This window comes from Pseudomonas sp. TE36184 (genome assembly GCF_054060055.1).
The window spans coordinates 6,013,242-6,033,291 of the sequence record NZ_JBSSCU010000001.1 but is presented as its reverse complement, the minus strand read 5'-3'; the positions used below and the strand labels follow the sequence as shown (position 1 = coordinate 6,033,291).

At 62.1% G+C, this 20,050-nt stretch carries 15 protein-coding genes; 5 read left to right on the top strand and 10 right to left on the bottom strand.

Annotation, left to right across the window (positions count from 1 at the left end; all coding sequences use genetic code 11):
- Positions 1 to 46: 46 nt before the first annotated feature.
- The 9 genes from ACVWZP_RS27305 to ACVWZP_RS27265 form a co-directional block, all read right to left on the bottom strand.
- The gene (locus tag ACVWZP_RS27305) at positions 47 to 1,393 is read right to left on the bottom strand and encodes a carbohydrate porin (protein ID WP_017847186.1); all 1,347 of its coding nucleotides are present in this window, start codon (positions 1,391 to 1,393) and stop codon (positions 47 to 49) included.
- Between the two features lie 86 nt (positions 1,394 to 1,479).
- Positions 1,480 to 2,640: an ABC transporter ATP-binding protein gene (locus ACVWZP_RS27300; RefSeq protein WP_457370282.1), complete on the bottom strand. Its 1,161-nt coding sequence runs from the start codon at positions 2,638 to 2,640 to the stop codon at positions 1,480 to 1,482.
- Positions 2,641 to 2,642: 2 nt separating this feature from the next.
- Positions 2,643 to 3,488, bottom strand: a complete 846-nt coding sequence (locus ACVWZP_RS27295; protein WP_046382285.1) for a carbohydrate ABC transporter permease — start codon at positions 3,486 to 3,488, stop codon at positions 2,643 to 2,645.
- Complete coding sequence (locus tag ACVWZP_RS27290; RefSeq protein WP_003175732.1) at positions 3,481 to 4,389, bottom strand: carbohydrate ABC transporter permease; 909 nt, start codon at positions 4,387 to 4,389, stop codon at positions 3,481 to 3,483. Before ACVWZP_RS27290 ends, ACVWZP_RS27295 begins: the two co-directional genes overlap by 8 nt.
- Before the next feature lie 77 nt (positions 4,390 to 4,466).
- Positions 4,467 to 5,753 (bottom strand): ABC transporter substrate-binding protein, encoded by a 1,287-nt coding sequence (locus tag ACVWZP_RS27285; protein ID WP_017847182.1) that lies wholly within the window; start codon positions 5,751 to 5,753, stop codon positions 4,467 to 4,469.
- 104 nt (positions 5,754 to 5,857) lie between these two features.
- On the bottom strand, positions 5,858 to 7,117 hold the full coding sequence (locus ACVWZP_RS27280) for a D-mannose isomerase (protein WP_457370281.1): 1,260 nt from the start codon (positions 7,115 to 7,117) through the stop codon (positions 5,858 to 5,860).
- Between the two features lie 114 nt (positions 7,118 to 7,231).
- On the bottom strand, positions 7,232 to 8,077 hold the full coding sequence (locus ACVWZP_RS27275; protein WP_017847180.1) for a hypothetical protein: 846 nt from the start codon (positions 8,075 to 8,077) through the stop codon (positions 7,232 to 7,234).
- A 127-nt stretch (positions 8,078 to 8,204) separates the two neighbouring features.
- Entirely contained in the window at positions 8,205 to 9,203 is a 999-nt protein-coding gene (locus tag ACVWZP_RS27270) for an NAD-dependent epimerase/dehydratase family protein (RefSeq protein ID WP_046382282.1), read from the bottom strand.
- Positions 9,204 to 9,255: 52 nt separating this feature from the next.
- Positions 9,256 to 10,149 carry a LysR family transcriptional regulator ArgP gene (locus ACVWZP_RS27265; RefSeq protein ID WP_017847178.1) on the bottom strand — a complete coding sequence of 298 codons (894 nt, stop codon included), beginning with the start codon at positions 10,147 to 10,149 and terminating at the stop codon, positions 9,256 to 9,258.
- 100 nt (positions 10,150 to 10,249) lie between these two features.
- Here ACVWZP_RS27265 and ACVWZP_RS27260 point away from each other — a divergent pair, with 100 nt between their 5' ends.
- The 5 genes from ACVWZP_RS27260 to ACVWZP_RS27240 all read left to right on the top strand — a co-directional run bounded on the left by ACVWZP_RS27260 (position 10,250) and on the right by ACVWZP_RS27240 (position 15,689).
- Positions 10,250 to 10,849 carry a LysE/ArgO family amino acid transporter gene (locus ACVWZP_RS27260; RefSeq protein WP_057004515.1) on the top strand — a complete coding sequence of 200 codons (600 nt, stop codon included), beginning with the start codon at positions 10,250 to 10,252 and terminating at the stop codon, positions 10,847 to 10,849.
- Between the two features lie 178 nt (positions 10,850 to 11,027).
- Positions 11,028 to 11,624, top strand: coding sequence for a superoxide dismutase (locus ACVWZP_RS27255; RefSeq protein WP_017847176.1), 597 nt, complete (start codon positions 11,028 to 11,030; stop codon positions 11,622 to 11,624).
- Between the two features lie 156 nt (positions 11,625 to 11,780).
- Complete coding sequence (locus ACVWZP_RS27250) at positions 11,781 to 11,963, top strand: hypothetical protein (RefSeq protein ID WP_017847175.1); 183 nt, start codon at positions 11,781 to 11,783, stop codon at positions 11,961 to 11,963.
- Between the two features lie 203 nt (positions 11,964 to 12,166).
- Positions 12,167 to 14,218 (top strand): putative bifunctional diguanylate cyclase/phosphodiesterase, encoded by a 2,052-nt coding sequence (locus tag ACVWZP_RS27245; protein WP_017847174.1) that lies wholly within the window; start codon positions 12,167 to 12,169, stop codon positions 14,216 to 14,218.
- A gap of 127 nt (positions 14,219 to 14,345) precedes the next feature.
- Positions 14,346 to 15,689 carry an imelysin family protein gene (locus ACVWZP_RS27240; RefSeq protein ID WP_126589216.1) on the top strand — a complete coding sequence of 448 codons (1,344 nt, stop codon included), beginning with the start codon at positions 14,346 to 14,348 and terminating at the stop codon, positions 15,687 to 15,689.
- 78 nt (positions 15,690 to 15,767) lie between these two features.
- Here ACVWZP_RS27240 and ACVWZP_RS27235 read toward each other — a convergent pair whose 3' ends face one another.
- Positions 15,768 to 20,003 carry a dermonecrotic toxin domain-containing protein gene (locus tag ACVWZP_RS27235; protein WP_457370280.1) on the bottom strand — a complete coding sequence of 1,412 codons (4,236 nt, stop codon included), beginning with the start codon at positions 20,001 to 20,003 and terminating at the stop codon, positions 15,768 to 15,770.
- Between the last annotated feature and the right edge of the window lie 47 nt (positions 20,004 to 20,050).

Genomic DNA, 20,050 nt, shown 5'->3' with positions numbered 1-20,050 from the left:
GCTACCCGCAAATGCGCACAGAGAGAAGGAGCTTATCGCAACAGCGTTAGAACACCGACTGAATTTTCAGACCGGCCACCAGCGCGTTGTCGACTTTATCCACGCCGCCCGGGTGGACGACGTATTGCAGGTTGGGACGCACGGTCAGCCAGTTGGTGACGTGGAAACCGTAGTTGATTTCGTAGTTGTACTCGGTGCTGCGCAGCGGCGCGTACAGTGGGTTGTCGTAGTCGCTCACGCCATTGGCAACGTTGAGCAGCTCGGCGTTTTTCTTCACGTCGTCGTTAACGTGCAGACGAGCAGCGCCAATCCCCACGTCGTCTTTTGGACGCGCATCGAAAGGCCCTTTGTACACCAACATGATCGACTGGTAGTTATCGACGGTGTTGGTGTCCTTGTCGTGGAACGTAGCGTTGGCCGCAATGTTAAGACCACGGGACGCGTCGCCGTTATGGGTAGTGAGTTGCTGTTGCGCAACGAACCAATAGCCTTTTTTGCTGCTGTGGGTACGGTAGGCCGCGCCGGTGGTGGCAGCATCGTTGCCGTTGACGTCTTCACGGACGTCGCTGGCATCGGCGGCGCTCTTGTAGTAACCCACACGGTATTCGCCCGGCAGGTTATTGACCTTCGGCGACCAGACCAATTCCACCGGGATCACGGTGCCCTTGGTGCCACTGCCGCTGAGTTTGAAGCCGTTGCCGTGCTCCAACTGCGACGGGTTCTGGTTGTACGCACCGATCTGCGCATACAGCTCAGGTGTGATGTGGTACTTCACGCGGATCGCGGCCTGGGCGACCGGCCAGTTGTACCAGGTGCTGACGTAGTTACCGACCTGAGAGCCGCAGAACGACAGGTTCTGGAAGTCGCACGGGAAGGTGTTGAAGTCTTCGCCTTCACCGAAGTAACCGAGCTTCACGTCCAGCTTGTTGTCGAACATCTGGTGCTGAATCCAGAACTGGGTCAGACGCACCATGTGGCCACGGCCGTACACTTCTTGAGACGAGCTCAAGGTGCCGGCACGCGGATCACCGATACGGTCGTTGGAGATGTTCTGGCCGTTACGGTTGGTCAGCTGGATCTTGGCCTGGGTGTTATCCCAGCCCCACAACTTTTGCAGATCCAATGCCACGCCCAGACCGAACTGGTCAGCGTAACGCGCCGTTTTGTCGTTGTTGTAGCCACCGCTCAGGTTGCCACCGACTTCGCCGACGTAGTCAGCCTTGATATCGATACCTTGCTCGATCAGCTTGGTCCGCTCGCCGCCCCAATCGCCGGTCATCCATTTGGAATCGGCGCTGAACGCGTCGTCCGCCATCGCATTGGCGGACAGGACCAGGGCTGCCACTGCTGACAATTGGCAGATCAGCCGGGTGTTGTTGTGTTGCTTTTTCATCCCTACATCCTCGTCTTTATTGTTATTAAACTGTTTTTATCTAACGCGGGTTACATTTTTTTAATAAAAACAACAACTTACCTAATTCAGCGACCCTTGAACTGGGCCACGTTGTCGGCACGATCCTGTGCCAGCAGCGACGCAGCGGTGCCCAGGCGCTCGCCGGTCTTGGCGTCGAACAGCAACACTTTGGCCGGATCGAATTGCAGGGTCAGGGTCTCGCCCACCTGCGGCGCCACATCGGGTGCTAGGCGGCAGCAGACCTTGGTGTCATTGAGCTGCACGAACACCAGGGTGTCCGGGCCGGTCGGCTCGGTGACCTGGACTTCGGCACGAATACTCGACGCACCGTTGCCCTCCCCCGTCGCCAGCACGATTTGCTCCGGGCGCAGGCCGAGGATCACGTCACGGTCTTCCAGGCCGGCGTTGCTCATGCTCAGCGGCAGCTCGCAACGCGCCTGGCCGCTGTCGAGCAGCGCTACCAGGCCGCCGTCCTTGCGCTGCAGGCGCAGGGGAATGAAGTTCATCGGCGGCGAACCGATAAAGCTCGCCACGAACAGGTTGGCCGGATCGTTGTAGATCTCTTTCGGCGTGCCGAACTGCTGGATGATGCCGTCCTTCATCACCGCCACTTTGTCGCCCAGGGTCATCGCTTCGATCTGGTCGTGGGTGACGTAGACGGTGGTGGTTTTCAGACGCTGGTGCATCAGCTTCATTTCGGTACGCATCTCGACGCGCAGCTTGGCGTCGAGGTTGGACAGCGGTTCGTCGAACAGGTAGATCTTCGGCCGACGCGCCAGGGCCCGGCCCATGGCCACGCGCTGTTGCTGGCCGCCGGAGAGTTGGCCCGGCTTGCGGTTGAGCAGGTGTTCGATCTGCAGCAGCTTGGCCACCCGCGCCACTTCGGCGTCGATATCGGCCTGGGGCATCTTGCGAATCTTCAGGCCGAACTCGATGTTTTCACGCACGCTCATGGTCGGATACAGCGCGTAGGACTGGAACACCATGGCGATGTCGCGATCCTTGGGGCTCATGCCGCTGACGTCCTGGTCGCCGATCATGATCGCGCCGCCGGTGATGGTCTCAAGGCCCGCGATGCAGTTCATCAGCGTGGACTTGCCGCACCCCGACGGGCCGACCAGGATCAGGAACTCGCCTTCCTTGATCGACAGTTCGATGTTCTTCAAGGTGTCGGGCAGGCCGGCGCCATAGGTCTTGTTTACATTGCGAAGTTCAAGCGTAGCCATGATTACCCCTTGACCGCGCCGGCCGTGAGGCCGCGCACGAAATACTTGCCTGCGATCACATAGACCAGCAGGGTCGGCAGCCCGGCGATCATCGCCGCCGCCATATCCACGTTATATTCCTTGGCCCCGGTGCTGGTGTTGACCAGGTTGTTCAGCGCCACCGTGATGGGCTGCGAGTCGCCGCTGGAGAACACCACGCCGAACAGGAAGTCGTTCCAGATCTGAGTGAACTGCCAGATCAGGCAGACCATGATGATCGGGGTCGACATCGGCAGGATGATCAGACGGAAGATGGTGAAGAAACCTGCACCGTCCAGGCGCGCCGCCTTGATCAACGCATCCGGAATGCTCACGTAGTAGTTACGGAAAAACAGCGTAGTGAACGCCAGGCCGTAGACCACATGGATAAACACCAGGCCGGTGGTGGTGCTGGCCAGGCCCATCTTGCCGAGGGTGAACGACGCGGGCAGCAGCACGGTCTGGAACGGCAGGAAGCAGCCGAACAGCAACAGGCCGAAGAACAACTGCGAACCACGGAAGCGCCAGAACGACAGCACATAGCCGTTCAACGCACCGATGGCGGTGGAAATCAGCACAGCCGGCACGGTGATCTTGATCGAGTTCCAGAAGTAGCCATCCACCGTGGCCCAGGCCTTGACCCAGCCGATGCCGGTGACCACGGTCGGCCAGCTCAACAGGTTGCCGGTGCTGATGTCTTCCGGGGTCTTGAAGCTGGTGAGCAACATCACCACCAGCGGCACCAGGTACAGCAGCACCGCTAAGATCAGCACCGCGTAGATCGCGATGCGGCTCAGGCTGATGGCAGGTTTTGCGGCAAGACTAGTCATTACGCTTGGTCCTCAGCTCGGAGTACAGGTACGGCACGATGATCGCGAGGATCGCACCGAGCATCAGGATTGCACTGGCCGAACCCATGCCCATCTGGCCGCGACTGAAGGTGAACGAGTACATGAACATCGCCGGCAGGTCGGACGAGTAGCCCGGTCCGCCTGCGGTCATCGCCGCCACCAGGTCGAAACTCTTGATCGCGATGTGCGCCAGGATCATCACCGCACTGAAGAACACCGGACGCAGGCTCGGCAGCACCACGCTCCAGTAGATGCGCGGCAGGCTTGCACCGTCGATCTGCGCGGCACGGATGATCGATTGATCGACGCCACGCAGGCCGGCCAGGAACATCGCCATGATGAAACCGGAGGCTTGCCACACGGCAGCGATCACCAGGCAGTAGACCACGCGGTCCGGGTCGATCAGCCAGTCGAGACGGAAGCCTTCCCAGCCCCAGTCCCGCAGAAGTTTGTCCAGGCCCATGCCCGGGTTGAGCAGCCATTTCCAGGCCGTACCGGTGACGATCATCGAGAGCGCCATCGGGTACAGGTAAATGGTGCGGATAAAGCCTTCACGACGGATTTTCTGGTCGAGGAAAATCGCCAGCGTCACACCGATCACCAAGGTGATACCGATGAACATCCCGCCGAACAGCGCCAGGTTCTTGCTCGCGACCCACCAGCGATCGTTGTCGAACAACCGCTCGTACTGCGCAAGGCCCGCCCATTTGTAGCTCGGCAGGAACGTCGACGTGGTGAACGACAGCACAAACGTCCACAGGATGTAACCGTAGAAGCCCACCAACACGATGAACATGCTTGGCGCCAGCACCAGTTTGGGTAGCCAGCGCTGCAGGGCATCGAACGGCGAGGCTTTGCTGAACACAGCAACAGAACTCATGGGAAAATCCAATACAGAGGAAAAGGACTACAGGAACGTACCGGATGGGGGCCAGGGCTCCCCCATCCGGTCAACCGTTACTTGGCCGACTTGATCGCAGCGCCGAGTTTCTTGGCGGTGTCGGCCGGATCGGCTTTCGGGTCGTTGATGTAGTTGGTCACGACGTCAAAGAACGCACCTTGCACGGCCAGCGTGGTGGCCATGTTGTGCGCCATGCTTGGCTGCAGGCCGCCGCTCTTGGCGTCAGCCAGGAAGTCTTTGGCTGCGGTCTGGGCGCAGGAGTCGAAACCGTAGGATTCCATTTTGTTCAGCATGTCGTTGCGCACAGGGATCGAACCCTTGTTGATGCTGAACACTTTCTGGAAGTTTTCACCCAGCACGACTCTGGCGATGTCCTGCTGACCGGCTGCAGTGCCTTTGTCTTTCTGCTTGAACACCGCCAGGGAGTCGATGTTGTAGGTGAAGGCTTTGTCGGTGCCCGGGAAGGCTACGCACTCGTAGTCTTTGCCGGCGACTTTCTTCGCGGCGGTCCACTCGGACTTGGCCCAGTCACCCATGATCTGCATACCGGCCTTGCCGTTGATGACTTTGCCGGCTTCGAGGTTCCAGTCCTGGCCTTTGCCGTCGACGTCCATGTAGGTCGCGACTTTCTTCAGCTCGGTCAGCGCCTTGACCATTTGCGGGCCAGTCAGCGCGCCGTTGTCCAGGTCAACCAGGGCTTTCTTGTAGCCATCGGCGCCCATCACCGACAGAACGACCGCTTCGAACACGGTGCTGTCCTGCCAAGGCTGGCCACCATGGGCGAGCGCGATGAAGCCAGCGGCCTTGAGCTTGTCGCCGGCGGCGTAGAATTCTTCGAGGGTGGTCGGGTTCTTGGTGATACCGGCTTTCTTGAAGACTTCCGGGTTGATCCACAGCCAGTTCACGCGGTGGATATTCACCGGAACGGCAACGTAGTCACCGTCGTACTTCACGGTATCGGAGACTTTCTTGTCGAGCAGGGAGTCCCATTTTTCTTCTTTGGCCACGTCTTTGAGGACGTCGGTGTCGAGCAAGCCGGTGGATGCCCATTCCTGGATGTCCGGGCCTTTGATCTGGGCTACGCCGGGTGGGTTGCCGGCGACCGCGCGGCTTTTCAGCACGGTCATGGCCGTGGCGCCACCGCCACCTGCGACAGCACCGTCTTTCCAGGTGAAGCCGTCTTTTTCAACTTGGGCCTTCAGGACATCTACAGCCGCTTTTTCACCGCCCGAGGTCCACCAATGCACAACTTCAACCGTCCCTTTCGAGTCGGCGGCAAATGCACTGAGGGGAAACAACGAGGCAATGGAAATAGCGACGGCGAGGCGATTAATCGCGTTCATCTGAGTACCTTTTCTTGTTGTTATGCATGCAAGTCTGGAGCTTGCGCTGCACGGAGTTTAAACAGGGAATTTTTAAGCGCAGGTAACAAAGGGATGCACAAATGTCACCACTTGGTGACATAGCACCCGGAACCCAACGCACTGGCCATGCTCGGCGCCAACGGCAGCGCCGGCAGCAGGACCGCTTGCCAGGCATGGTACAGGTCCGGTTTGCCGCCCCAGATCTTGCTGCTGGGCTGATTGTGCGGGCTGAGTTCGTGGTGCCAGCTGCCGTGGGTACGGTCGATGAAATGGCTGTCGCAAAACTCCCAGAAGCGCCGGTACCAGGTTTCGTAATGCGGCTCGAAGGTGCGTTTGAGCAAGGCCTGCGCGGCGGCGCTGGCTTCGGCGTGGGTCCAGTGCAGGCGCTCGCGCACTACCGGGCGCTGGTTCCAGTCCAGGGTGTAGACGATGCCGGGGGCGCCATCCACGGCCCAGGCGCTGTCGCAGGCGCTGGCGAACAGGCCTTTGGCGTCGGTCACCAGCCAGTCCGGCGTGGCCAGCCCGGCCCGCAGGCGCGCAGCCTCCAGGTGCAATAGCAGCCGCGCCCACTCGAAGCCGTGGCCGGGGGTCACGCCATAGGGGCGGAAGCCGTCGGCGGGGTTGTCTTCGTTGTAACCGCGCAAGGGTGTCCACTGGGCGTCGAAGTGCTCGATCACCATGAACCGGTTGCCGGCGGCGTGGGTGTGGATCACGCGCTCGACGATGTGCAGCGCGCGGTCCAGCCAGCGTGTGTCGGCGGTGACGTCGGCCAGGGCGAGGAACGCTTCCGTCGCGTGCATGTTGCTGTTGGCGCCGCGATAGGCTTCGACGCCGCTCCAGTCCTGGGCAAAGGATTCGAGCATGACGCCCTCCTCCTCGCTCCAGAAAAACTGCTCGATGATCTGGATCGCGTCGTTCAACAGGGCTTGTGCGCCGGGTGCGCCCGCGACCAGCGCAGAACTGGCGGCCAGGGCGACAAAAGCGTGTAGGTAGGCAGCCTTGCCGGTATTGCCATCCACAGCGTGGGGCGTGGCGAACCAGCCACCGTGCGCGTTATCGCGCAGCGCGCCGCTGAGGGCGGCCACCCCATGCTCGACCAGCCCGGCATAACCGGGCAACCCCATCGCGTGAGCCATGGCGAAGCTATGGGTCATGCGCGCGGTGTTCATGGTCTCGGCAACGGCATCGGCCGGCAACTGGCCTTTATCGTCCAGGTTGCCGAACCCGTCGGGCAGGCGCGAAGCCTTGGCGAATGACAGCAGGCGCTGGCCTTCGCTGGCGAGCCAGGCGTGGTGGGCAGGTGCGTTCAGCCAACTGCTGGCAGGCAGTGGTTGGGTGGTCATGGGGAGCCCTTATTATTGTTTGTGGGATGACCGGAGTCTAAACAAGGGCGAGGTGAGCACATGTAACGAAGGACCAGGGAAATGTCACCAGATGGTGACATTTGCCCAAACCCTTTACTGACCGATCGGCGTGACCGCGGCCGGCGCATTGAGGCGCTGGTTCAGGTTCTGCATCTGGCTCTGCAAGGTGGTGATATTGCGGGTGGTCTGGATGCGGAACACATCGAACTCTTTATTGGTCGGCGCGTCGCTATTGCCCGGCTGGTTGTCCTGCGCGCTCTTTAGCACCACCAGGTCTTGTTCAAGACGGGCGATGGCTGCACTCGGGTTGCCCTGTTTCTTCAGGGCCGCCACGTCGGCGACCAGTTCCCTGATCTCGGCATCGCGCTTGGCGGCCTCACCTTGTGCGGCCTTGAGGCTGGCCACGGCGTCGGTCAACGCCTGCACCTGGCCTTGCAGCTTGGCGTTGGCGTTGGACAGGTCGGTGGTGCTGGCGGTCATCTGGGCCAGGCGCTTATCCAGTTCGGTGGCCTGGCCGGCCACGCCGACTTGCTGCTTGCCCTGCTCCAGCAACTGGGTTTCCAGTTGCTTGATCTGCAGTTTCAGCGCTTCGCTGCCGTTGTTCACGCTGGCCTCACTGGCCACGAACTTGCCGGAAATATCCTGCAGGCGCCCCGCCGCTTCTTCGCTGATGCGTGCAAAACTTTCCTGGGTGGCAACCAGTTGCTGGCCCATCAGGGAGATCTGCTGGAAGCTCCACCAGGCCAGGCCGGCAAAGGCGATCAGCAGCGCGCCGACCAAGGCCCACAGCGGCCCGGTACTGGCGCTCTTGACCTTGACCACAGGGGTATTGCGCGAACGCACGGAGGTGGCGGCGGTCGGCACGAAATCATCATCGTCCAAGGAGTCGGCCCGCAGGCTGGGAACATTGTCGAAATCGTCGTTGGCATCGTTACGCATGAATCAACCCTGAATCGGTGAGATAGCTATCTGAAAAGCCGAGCGGCGGCAGTATAAACCGCTGTCCTACCGCACTGATCGACCTGGAACCCTGAATTCGGTTCCCGATGTGTTGCTGCTTGTGAGCTTACTTCAGCCCCGGTTCCTGGGCCTTCCACCAGCTGCAGAACTCGTCGAGCGCGGTCCACAGGCTGACCTTGGGGTCATAATCGAGATAATGCCTTGCGCGGCTGATGTCGAGGGTGAAATCTTTGTTCATCACCTGCATGCCCAGGCGCGACAACGCCGGCTCCGGGCGCCCGGGCCACAGCGCGCAGAATGCCTCGTTCAACGCGGCGATACTGTAGGACAAACCGTAGGACCGATACCGCGTCACCTGGGGCAAGTCCATCTGGCGCATCACGTAGTTCACCACATCCCACACCGGCACCGGGGTGCCGTTACTGATGTTGTAGGCTTTGCCCAGCGCCGAGCCGGTGGCGAGCAGACTGCTGAGCAGTGCTTCGTTGAGGTTGTGGACGCTGGTGAAGTCGACCTTGTTCAGGCCGTCGCCGACGATGGCCAGGCGGTTCTTGCGCTGCATTTTCAGCAGACGCGGGAAGATGCTCATGTCGCCGGCGCCGGTGACAAAACGCGGGCGCAGGGCCAGGACTTCGAGGCCGAATTCCTGGGCACCGAACACCTTTTGCTCGGCCAGGTACTTGGTGGCGGCATAAGGATGCTTGAAGCGCTTGGGCACTTGGTCCTCGGTCAGCCCCAGGTGGTCGCGGCCGTCGAAATAGATCGATGGCGACGACAAGTGAACCAAGCGCCCGACCCGTTGCTTGAGGCAGGCTTCGACAACGTTCTCGGTCACCAGCACATTGCCCTGATGGAAATCCTGATAGCGCCCCCACAGCCCGACAGCGCCGGCGCAATGCACCACGGCTTCGACATCGCGGCACAGTTCGCGCACCAGGTCGGCATCATTCAAATCACCCTGGATAAACTCGGCACCGCGCCGTACCAGGTGTTCCACACCTTCGGCGCGCCGCCCGTTGACCCGCACGTCCAGGCCCTGCTCCAGGGCGAAACGCGCAAAGCGCCCGCCGATGAAGCCGCTTGCGCCGGTGACCAGAATCTTCATGTATTACTCCGTGTTCTTTCGTTTTTCATCGCTGTTGCCTTGACGCCCGCCATCAGTCCAACGGCACCAACCATTGACCACAGGCCTGAGCCAGATGGTCGGTCAACAAACCCAACAGTTGCCCGCCACTGCGCCAATGATGCCAGTACAGCGGCACATCGATGGGCTTATCTGGCAATAACTCGACCAATACGCCCCTTTGCAGCTGGTCGCCGACCTGCAGTTCAGGCACCAGGCCCCAACCGAGCCCGGCTTCCGCCAAGCGGATAAACCCTTCGGACGACGGGCACAAATGGTGCTCGAAACCGCCGTCCACCCCGAGCGCGGCCAGGTAGCGGTGTTGCAGGAAATCGTCCGGGCCGAATACCAAGGCCGGCGTGCGCGCCAGTTGATCGGCGCGCACACCGTTGGGGAAGTGCCGTGCGATAAACGCCGGACTCGCCAGCGCCCGATAGCGCATGGCGCCCAGCAACAGGCTGCGCGCCCCGGCCACCGGGCGTTCACTGGCGCAGATACAGGCCGCCACTTCACCGGCGCGCATGCGCTTGAGGCCGACGGTCTGGTCTTCCACCACCAGGTCCAGCAGCAAATGCTGCTCGGCGCAAAAGTCGCTGACGGCCTCGGCCCACCAGGTGGCGAGGCTGTCGGCATTCAACGCGATGCGCAGGCGTTCGGGCATGCCTTCTTCATCCAGCGCCGGCACCTGGCTTTGCAAGTCGCGCTCCAGCAGCCGTACCTGTTGCACATGGTTGAGCAGGCGCCGGCCGATATCGGTCGGCGTCGGCGGCGTGGCCCGCACCAGCACCGGCTGGCCGATCCGTGCCTCCAGCAGCTTGATACGCTGGGAGATCGCCGATTGCGACAACCCCAGCACCTGGGCACCGCGCTCGAAGCCGGCTTGTTCCACCACCGCCGCCAGGGCGGAGAGCAATTTATAGTCGAACATCAGTTTCTCTAATGAGCGATCAGCAATATTGGTTTTTCTTATACAGCTATGCCAGGGAAGATAGCCAGCATCGTTTCGGCTTGAGCAAGGATCTTCAACTATGTGGCAAAGCTATATGAACGGCCTGCTGGTCGCGTTGGGGCTGATCATGGCCATCGGCAGCCAGAACGCCTTTGTGCTCGCGCAAAGCCTGCGTCGTGAACACCACCTGCCGGTGGCGGCCCTGTGTGTGGTCTGCGATGCGCTGCTGGTGGCCGCCGGGGTATTCGGCCTGGCGACGATACTGGCGCAAAGCCCGATCCTGCTGGGGATTGCCCGCTGGGGCGGTGCCGCGTTCCTGCTGTGGTACGGCGCCTGCGCGCTGCGGCGGGCCTGTTCGAAACAGAGCCTCGACCAAGGCGACGCCCTCAAGGTGCGCTCATTGCGCGCCGTGTTGCTTAGCGCGTTGGCGGTGACGTTGCTCAACCCCCACGTTTACTTGGACACCGTGCTGCTGATTGGCTCGCTGGGCGCCCAGCAGACCGAACCCGGCGCCTATGTGGCCGGCGCGGCCAGCGCTTCGTTCCTGTGGTTCGCCACGCTGGCGCTCGGCGCCGCCTGGTTGGCCCCTTGGCTGGCACGTCCGACGACGTGGCGCCTGCTCGACCTTCTGGTGGCGGGGATGATGTTCAGCGTGGCCTATCAATTGATCAGTGCATGATGAATATTCCAAAACGCTCTGGAACCTCTATCCCACACAGTTGTTGCGTGGTTTTGCCACACCCCGGGTGCTATGATCCGGACCCTGCGCCGCAAAGAGTACAAACTCCCCGGCGCTTGTTTGGCCGCCCGTGATCGGCCTTGCGCTCACCGCAACTGACCTGATTAGGAGAATCATCATGGCTTTCGAATTGCCGCCGCTGCCCTACGCACACGATGCCCTGCAGCCGCACATTTCCAAGGAAACCTTGGAATACCACCACGACAAGCACCACAACACCTATGTCGTGAACCTGAACAACCTGGTGCCTGGCACCGAGTTCGAAGGCAAGACCCTGGAAGAAATCGTCAAGTCTTCTTCGGGCGGCATCTTCAACAACGCCGCTCAGGTCTGGAACCACACCTTCTACTGGAACTGCCTGGCGCCAAACGCCGGCGGTCAACCGACCGGCGCACTGGCTGAGGCCATCAACGCTGCGTTCGGTTCGTTCGACAAGTTCAAAGAAGAATTCACCAAGACGTCCGTCGGCACCTTCGGTTCCGGTTGGGGCTGGCTGGTGAAAAAGGCTGACGGTTCCCTGGCCCTGGCCAGCACCATCGGCGCCGGCAACCCGCTGACCAGCGGCGACACCCCGCTGCTGACCTGCGACGTCTGGGAACACGCTTACTACATCGACTACCGCAACGCCCGTCCAAAGTATGTGGAAGCGTTCTGGAACCTGGTCAACTGGAAGTTCGTGGCTGAGCAGTTCGAAGGCAAGGCCTTCACTGCCTAAGCACCCCTTGCAGTAAAAAGAGCCCGGCGATTGCCGGGCTTTTTTTTGTGCGTTCGACGGCGGCGCCAGCCGGGCATGACGGAACCAACTGCGCGGAAATTGCCACCCAGGCAGTGAGAGGAATGTCCCTTTCATTCAATGTCGGAGAATTAACTTATGATCGCAGGCGCAGCAGGATTAGGAGCAGCAGCCTCCGCAGCCGCAGCACTCGCCCCCGTGCTAATGCCGTTGGCTGAACAAGCCGCCGGTATGGCCATGAATGTCGCAAAAGACCTTCTGAAAAACGCAACGAGTGCTGCCGGCAGCGCAACGAATCAACAGCAGCAAATCAAATTCTGATTGGGAAAGCGTGAACGGTGGCGGAGCAAAATCAGTCCGCCATCACTTGAATTCCCCCCTCGCCTGACGACCCCGCCTGCAACAGACCGGCCCACCATGGCGTCATGGAGCATCGCGCCGCAATGTTCCTTTGACTGCCATCACCAGATTGCCAATACTCATGGCATATTGAAGGCCACCCGCATGAGACAAGGAATGCCCCTTTGAAGCTGGAACTCAAAAACAGCTTGTCGGTGAAGTTGCTACGGGTTGTGCTGCTGTCGGCATTGATCGTGGGCGTGGCGCTGAGCGTGGCGCAGATCGTTTTCGATGCCTACAAGACGCGCCAGGCCGTGGCCGATGATGCCCAGCGCATCCTCGACATGTTTCGCGACCCCTCGACCCAGGCCGTCTACAGCCTGGACCGCGAGATGGGCATGCAGGTGATCGAAGGTCTGTTTCAGGACGACGCGGTCCGCATGGCCTCCATCGGCCATCCCAACGAAACCATGCTCGCGGAAAAAAACCGCGCCTTGCAGCAATCCTCCAGCCGCTGGTTGACCGACCTGATTCTCGGCCAGGAGCGCACGTTCACCACCGCCCTGGTCGGCAAAGGCCCCTATAGCGAGTATTACGGCGACCTGAGCATCACGCTCGACACGGCCACCTACGGCAAGGGTTTCATTGTCAGCTCGGTGATCATTTTTATTTCCGGGGTGCTGCGCGCACTGGCCATGGGCCTGGTGCTGTACCTGGTGTATCACTGGCTGCTGACCAAGCCGCTGTCGCGGATTATCGAGCACCTGACCTCGATCAACCCCGACCGCCCCAGCGAACACAAGATCCCCCAGCTCAAGGGCCACGAACGCAATGAACTGGGGCTGTGGATCAATACGGCCAACCAGTTGCTCGAATCCATCGAACGCAACACCCACCTGCGCCATGAAGCGGAATCCAGCCTGCTGCGCATGGCCCAGTACGACTTTCTCACCGGCCTGCCGAACCGCCAGAAACTGCAGGAGCAACTGGACAAGATCCTGATCGACGCCGGCCGTCGGCAGCGCCGCGTCGCCGTGTTGTGCGTGGGCCTGGATGACTTCAAAAGCGTCAACGAGCAGTTCACCTACCAGGCCGGCGACAAACTGCTGCTGGCCCTGGCCGATCGCCTGCGCGCCCACAGCGGCCGCCTCGGCGCCCTCGCCCGCCTCGGCGGCGACCAGTTCGCCCTGGTGCAGGCCGATATCGATCAGCCCTACGAAGCCGCCGAACTGGCGCAAAGCATCCTCGATGACCTGGAAGCGGAGTTTGCCCTCGACAGCGAGCAGATTCGCCTGCGCGCCACCATCGGCATCACCTTGTTCCCGGAAGACGGCGACAGCACCGAGAAACTGCTGCAAAAAGCCGAACAGACCATGACCCTGGCCAAGAGCCGCTCGCGCAACCGCTATCAGTTCTATATCGCCAGTGTCGACAGTGAAATGCGCCGACGCCGCGAACTGGAGAAAGACCTGCGCGACGCCTTGAGCCGCAATCAGTTTTACCTGGTGTACCAACCGCAGATCAGCTACCGCGACCACCGCGTGGTCGGCGTCGAAGCGTTGATCCGTTGGCAGCACCCGGAACACGGCCTGGTGCCGCCGGACTTGTTCATCCCCCTGGCGGAACAGAACGGCACGATTATCGCGATCGGTGAATGGGTGCTCGACCAGGCCTGTCGACAATTGCGCGAATGGCACGACCAGGGCTTCACCGAGCTGCGCATGGCGGTCAACCTGTCCACCGTGCAACTGCACCACACCGAATTGCCACGGGTGGTGAATAACCTGATGCAGATCTATCGCTTGCCGCCACGCAGCCTGGAACTGGAAGTGACCGAGACCGGCCTGATGGAAGACATCAGCACCGCCGCCCAGCACCTGCTGAGCCTGCGCCGCTCCGGCGCGCTGATCGCCATCGATGACTTCGGCACCGGCTATTCATCCTTGAGCTATCTGAAAAGCCTGCCGCTGGACAAGATCAAGATCGACAAGAGCTTCGTGCAGGACCTGCTCGACGATGACGACGACGCCACCATCGTGCGCGCGATTATCCAATTGGGTAAAAGCCTGGGCATGCAGGTGATCGCCGAAGGCGTGGAAACCGCGGAACAGGAGGCTTACATCATCTCCGAGGGCTGCCATGAAGGTCAGGGCTACCACTACAGCAAACCGTTGCCGGCACGGGAGTTGGCGGCGTATTTGAAGCAGGCCGAACGGAATAACGCGGCCATTCTCTGACACGACCAAACGATAGTTGAGATTTCCCTCGTATAACCCTTTACAGAAAATGCAAATCTTTCGCATTATGTTGCAGTTTTGCGCGGCCCCCGCGCGCCCTATCAACGACCGATGCAGGATGTTCGCCATGATTCGTATGCCCCTGGCCACCGCCAGTCTGTTGGCCATTGCCATTTCGCTCGCCGGTTGCGGCGAAGGTAAAGACAAGGCCGCCGCGCCCCAGGCGCCGACCCCGGCCGCCAGCACTGCCGCTCCGGCGGCTGCCGCCCCTGCCGGCCAGGTCGACGAAACCGCCGCCAAGGCCGTGGTCGCGCATTACGCTGACATGGTGTTCGCGGTGTACAGCGATGCCGAGTCCACCGCGAAAACCCTGCAAACCGCGATCGACACCTTCCTCGCCAACCCGAACGACGAGACCCTCAAAGCCGCCCGTACCGCCTGGGTCGCCGCGCGCGTGCCGTACCTGCAGAGCGAAGTGTTCCGCTTCGGCAACACCATCATCGACGACTGGGAAGGCCAAGTGAACGCCTGGCCCCTGGACGAAGGCCTGATCGACTACACCGACAAATCCTACGAGCACGCGCTGGGCAACCCTGGCGCCACGGCCAACATCATCGCCAACACCGAGATCCAGGTCGGCGAAGACAAGGTCGACGTCAAGGACATCACCCCGGAAAAACTCGCCAGCCTCAATGAGCTGGGCGGTTCCGAAGCCAACGTCGCCACCGGCTACCACGCCATCGAATTCCTGCTGTGGGGCCAGGACCTGAACGGCACCGGCCCGGGCGCCGGCAACCGTCCTGCGTCGGACTACATGACCGGCGACGGTGCAACCGGTGGCCACAACGAGCGCCGCCGCACGTACCTGCGCGCCGTGACGCAGTTGCTGGTCAGCGACCTGGAAGAAATGGTCGGCAACTGGAAACCCAACGTCGAAGACAACTACCGCGCCACCCTGGAGGCCGAACCGGCCACCGACGGCCTGCGCAAAATGCTGTTCGGCATGGGCAGCCTATCGCTCGGCGAACTGGCCGGTGAGCGCATGAAGGTGTCCCTGGAAGCCAACTCGCCGGAAGACGAGCAGGACTGTTTCAGCGACAACACCCACAACTCGCACTTCTACGACGCCAAGGGCATCCGCAACGTCTACCTGGGCGAGTACACCCGCACTGACGGCAGCAAAATGACCGGCGCCAGCCTGTCATCCCTGGTGGCCAAGGCCGACCCGGCCGCCGACGCCGCGTTGAAAGCGGACCTGGCGGCGACCGAAGCGAAGATCCAGGTCATGGTTGACCACGCCAACAAGGGTGAGCACTACGACCAGTTGATCGCTGCGGGTAACGACGCGGGCAACCAGATCGTGCGGGATGCCATCGCCGCACTGGTCAAGCAGACCGGTTCGATCGAAGCGGCTGCCGGCAAGCTGGGGATCAGCGACCTGAACCCGGATAGCGCTGATCACGAGTTCTGATCACTGCCGACGCCTAAGTGCCATAAAGAATGCCCCGACTCGCTCGGGGCATTCTTTTTACGCCCGCAGTCGAAGGCATTACACCCGAATGATAAAAATCTGCGGCGACGCGATGGGCGTCGTCAGTTGGATGCCGCCGATCAGCGGTACCAGGTTATGACTGGCCTCAGCCTGGGCGACCAGGGTTCGCGTCGGCTCATCCATCAAGCTGCGGTAGGGCGCAACCTGCGCGTCGGCGGCAATCCGCTCACCGACCACACGCCGCGTTCTCAACCAATACAGCCTGACATCCCCCGCACGCCGGAACAGCAGCTCGCCGGCAACGTCATAGCCGCCAAGCACGCCGTAGCGACAGCGGCTCACCACCTCGCTCATCAAGCTCCGCAACCAGCCGGCCGAGCCGGGCGGGAGCGCGTTGAACAGCGGCACCGCGACGGGCTCCGGACGAAAGTCCAGGCGGCGGTAATGCCCGGGCGCGGTCGGTAACAGCCAACTGCCGTCGCTGAGCGTGTGGGTAGGCGGCAGCAACGAAAACGGATCGGCCAACCGCCCCTGCGCCGTGGGCAGCCAGAACTGCCAGTCCCGCAGGGTGCGTATCAGCGAGCGCAGGCCCAGTTGGGTCAAGCCCCCCGGGTTGGCCCGATTGAACAGGATCTGGGCGAGTTCGACTTGGCTGCGGGTGGTCAACAGCGCAAACGCCTCGCGCACATAGGCGGTGACCAGTTTTTTCAAGGCCACGCCACTGGCGACGACCCACAGCCCGTCACCGGTGGCAAACTTCACCTGTCGGGGCTGATTGTAAATGCCGGAGAGCAGCAGGTTTTCCAGATCCAGGAAATGCATGGCCGGCCGCCTCGGGTCACGAATCAATACGTCGTTGGGCGCGCTGGGGTCGCGGGGCAAAATCGCGAAATAGCGCTGGTCCATCTTGATGTATTCCTGCCCCAGCCACTGCGGATCACCGGCAACCCGCCGATAGATGCCCCGCGTCGCATCCACCACCTCGAGTTCGGCCACGTCGAGGGTTCTGCCCCACTCGATGAATTGTTCGTTTGCAGGACGCACCACCGTGGCCTCGGGCGCCGCGACACGGGTACTGGCGCGTGGTGGCGTCGGTAGGCTCGGTGGCAGCTCGGCGGGCGGCGGATGGCGGGTCGCCACCACCGGCAGGTCCGGCAGATCAATCCCGTCCAGACGCCACTGAAACCGCAGAAGCGGTACGTTCAGATAGGTCTCGAAGGCCGCCGTGGAGAGCCTCAGCCGCAGGTTTTCGACCAGGGCCAGCCGATATTCGATTTCGCGCCCCGCCGGGAAGTTGAACGACTCAAACACGCGTCTGGCCTGCACCTCATCCAGCCGAGGGTAAAGGTCCCTGAGGGCACGCTCCGGCGCGTTGCCGCCCTTGAGTCCGGCTAGCGGATGGGAACCTATTTCCCACTGCCCCGACGCATTCCGCCGAATCGGCGCGTAGTGATATTGCGTCAGCTTGCGTGCGTCCCTGAGCCGCCAGGCGGCTTTGTCGCCGTCATCGAGGATCGAGTACCAACGCCCACCGTCATTGAGGAAGTAGTGCTGGGCACCCGCGGCGTTCGAGGGCGCGTGATACACGCCCTGGCCTTCCCATCCGGCCAACGGCGCCACACCCTCGGGCTTTTTCCCCAGCGCCATCTCCGCCGGCAACGCCCTTGGCCGGGAGCCCGCCACCGGTGCGCGGGCGCCGACCGCGCCGTCCACCAGCGCACCGACCAGTTCGCCCAGCGAGCGCACGAAAGACTGTGCGGCACCGGCGCGGTCGCCCAGGTCCAGCGCCTCGACGGCGTTGAACACCGAAAACAGGCTGCGCGCCAAACCGATCGGCAACATGATCCTGACCGGCAGCACCATGGACAGCACGTCGAAGGCCACGGTGGCGACGTTCAGGCCGGTTTCAATGTCGACTTGCCGGGTGCTCTTCGCTTGCGCGGCGGCGTCGTTGATCACGCAGTTCGCTTCAGCCTCATAAGCCTCCTCGAAGAAGTCGTCGGCAATCCGGCTCAGGCTCACCATCGACACGTCGCCGCGGCCCCTGAGCACGGCGCGGACGTGAGGCTCGAAGGCCCGCTCCACGCGCCCCAGCAGGTAGGCGCGCCAACTGCTGTTGATGATGAAGTCGCTCATCAGGCGGTCTTTGGCGTACTCGTGGAACACGCGACCGTCGGGCGCCTGCGGGGTGTACACAACGATCGAGCCGACCCCGGCGGCGGCCGTGCCGAACAGCAGTACCCCGCGCACGCGCTGACCGCGCAGTTTCAAGTGCTGCACGAGAATCCGATGCCCGTCGACGCGCTCGCGCCGATCACTGTCGACGGGGGCATCGAGCACCGCCCGCACCCAATTGAAGCCACGGGCCAGGCGGTCCGGGAGGAAGTCGCCGTGGATCTTGGCCTCGATGGCGTCGAGACGCAGTTGCCGCCGCATGACTTGGCCATAGGTGTGTTTTTGCGCGAGCGCAGCCGGCGAGGTGATAAGGCGGTCCTTCAGAAAGGTGTCGTAGCCTTGTCCGACATTGACCGCGCGCACCAGATCCTTGACCTGTTGCAGGGTCAGCCCGTCATAGGCCGGGGCCGCCTCCAGATCTTCGGGGAGCAGTGCTTCATCAGGCTTTTTGCGCGTGTTTTCACTGAGCCTGGAAAAGTGCGTGAAGTTAAAATCCAGCCCGCCGAGATTCTCCAGGGCCAGCTCGGTCAGCGTGCGGCTTCGCTGCCGGAACAACGCTGTACCGGGCTCGCGCGGCGCCGGAGCAGGCGCGCCCGGAACCACGACAGTCGCCGGTACGAACGGTTCTTTGGTGTGTACGCGGACAGTGTCGGGGTCGATGTCCAGTGCATAGTCAGCCTTGAGGCGAATGCGCAGCTGTTGGTTGGCGTATGCCAGCAGCGTCGGTTTATCACTGAATTGCGCCAGCGACGGCAAGCCCTCGGCGTCCGGCAGGCGCGACAGCAGCTCGTAATAATCGGCCATCGCGGCGCGCCACGCCTGTTTATCGGCGGGGGATGCGTCGTGCAGAAAGGTCCGGAGCTGCGCCTGCCCGCGCTTGATTTCGCGGCCCCACAACACCCCGCCGGCACTGAAAAGGCGAGCGGGGTCCGTGACCCGGTCCAGCACCTGCGGCAGCTCGGCCACTTCGATGGGGTCGACCGGTGACGGGTAGCGCGACAGGGTTGAGGTGAAGTTGTCGAGCATCAACCGGCATTGCGCCTCGACACTCTCAACGAACGGCGACTCGAGCTGTTCATGGTAGACCACCTGCCCCGTGGCCTTGAGCTGACGATGCAGGGCCAAGCCTTGCGCCTGATCCGCCACCGCCAGGCCAGCGAGCACCGCGGCGAATTCGACGGGGTGGTTCAAACGCCGATGCAACTCCCGATCCAGGCTGGCCAGGGAGTCAAACGCTTCAAGCCCGGAGTCCGGCAGAAACAGCAGCAGCGTGCCGACGTTCATGCTTGGGTCCACGGGGCGCACCCGGGCCGGCTCGACCGCCTCCTGCGCCCTCACCACGGCTTGTTCCGGGTCTCTGGAGGTCAGCACAAAGGCGCCGCGCAAGGTCAGGTCCGCAGCGCCGGGAGCTCCCTTGAGGGCAACCGCGTAGACACACGGCCGGTCAGCGCGCAGCGCCTGTCGTGCCTGGGCGTGCGGGTGACGCAGTACCAGGGCGAACAGGTCCTGGTCGGCGGGGCTGAGCAGGCGGTCGGCAGCCAGTAGCGCCACTTCGGTTTTCAGCAGTTCGATACGGGTTTGCACCAACCATTGTTTCTGCGTGCGCGCATCGGTCAGGCTGCGCGCGCGCGTCCAGAAGGCTTGCACGAAAGCGCTGTAAGAAGCGGTCAGCTCGGCGACCAGGCGGTCGAGGAATTTATCCAGCCCGGCCGGGGTGATACCGCTCAAGGGCAGCAGCGCTTCGCCCGTCGCCGGCAGTCGATGCAGGGTCGCCATGCGCCCCGCATAACTCGCTGGCTGGTCAGCGGTGATACGTTGCACCACCGCATCGAACAGCGTGGGCAGCAACTCGGCCTCGGTGGGCGGTTGCGCCTCTGACGTCGCTGGCGGGATGGACGTCTCCGGCAGTCGGATGAAGGCGTGGCGCACATCGAGGCTGGGCGTCAAGGTCGGGAATGCTTGCTCGAACGCATGCTGCACAAATGAATGGAACGTCGGTGGCGACTGAAACTGCTCGGAGATCTGGCGGTCGAGCGCCATTAACTGTTCGCGCAACGCAACCTGTTGCGGGGCGTCCTTGACAGTTGGCGGTGCAGATAACAATAAATCAGACGGCATGGTGGCCTCTCGAATAGGAAACATACCGGCCCATCGTGCCTAAGCCC

Coding starts and splice junctions, on each gene's coding strand:
- ACVWZP_RS27305 (WP_017847186.1), bottom strand. CDS start 1,393: ATGAAAAAGCAACACAACAACACCCGGCTGATCTGCCAATTGTCAGCA.
- ACVWZP_RS27300 (WP_457370282.1), bottom strand. CDS start 2,640: ATGGCTACGCTTGAACTTCGCAATGTAAACAAGACCTATGGCGCCGGC.
- ACVWZP_RS27295 (WP_046382285.1), bottom strand. CDS start 3,488: ATGACTAGTCTTGCCGCAAAACCTGCCATCAGCCTGAGCCGCATCGCG.
- ACVWZP_RS27290 (WP_003175732.1), bottom strand. CDS start 4,389: ATGAGTTCTGTTGCTGTGTTCAGCAAAGCCTCGCCGTTCGATGCCCTG.
- ACVWZP_RS27285 (WP_017847182.1), bottom strand. CDS start 5,753: ATGAACGCGATTAATCGCCTCGCCGTCGCTATTTCCATTGCCTCGTTG.
- ACVWZP_RS27280 (WP_457370281.1), bottom strand. CDS start 7,117: ATGACCACCCAACCACTGCCTGCCAGCAGTTGGCTGAACGCACCTGCC.
- ACVWZP_RS27275 (WP_017847180.1), bottom strand. CDS start 8,077: ATGCGTAACGATGCCAACGACGATTTCGACAATGTTCCCAGCCTGCGG.
- ACVWZP_RS27270 (WP_046382282.1), bottom strand. CDS start 9,203: ATGAAGATTCTGGTCACCGGCGCAAGCGGCTTCATCGGCGGGCGCTTT.
- ACVWZP_RS27265 (WP_017847178.1), bottom strand. CDS start 10,149: ATGTTCGACTATAAATTGCTCTCCGCCCTGGCGGCGGTGGTGGAACAA.
- ACVWZP_RS27260 (WP_057004515.1), top strand. CDS start 10,250: ATGTGGCAAAGCTATATGAACGGCCTGCTGGTCGCGTTGGGGCTGATC.
- ACVWZP_RS27255 (WP_017847176.1), top strand. CDS start 11,028: ATGGCTTTCGAATTGCCGCCGCTGCCCTACGCACACGATGCCCTGCAG.
- ACVWZP_RS27250 (WP_017847175.1), top strand. CDS start 11,781: ATGATCGCAGGCGCAGCAGGATTAGGAGCAGCAGCCTCCGCAGCCGCA.
- ACVWZP_RS27240 (WP_126589216.1), top strand. CDS start 14,346: ATGATTCGTATGCCCCTGGCCACCGCCAGTCTGTTGGCCATTGCCATT.
- ACVWZP_RS27235 (WP_457370280.1), bottom strand. CDS start 20,003: ATGCCGTCTGATTTATTGTTATCTGCACCGCCAACTGTCAAGGACGCC.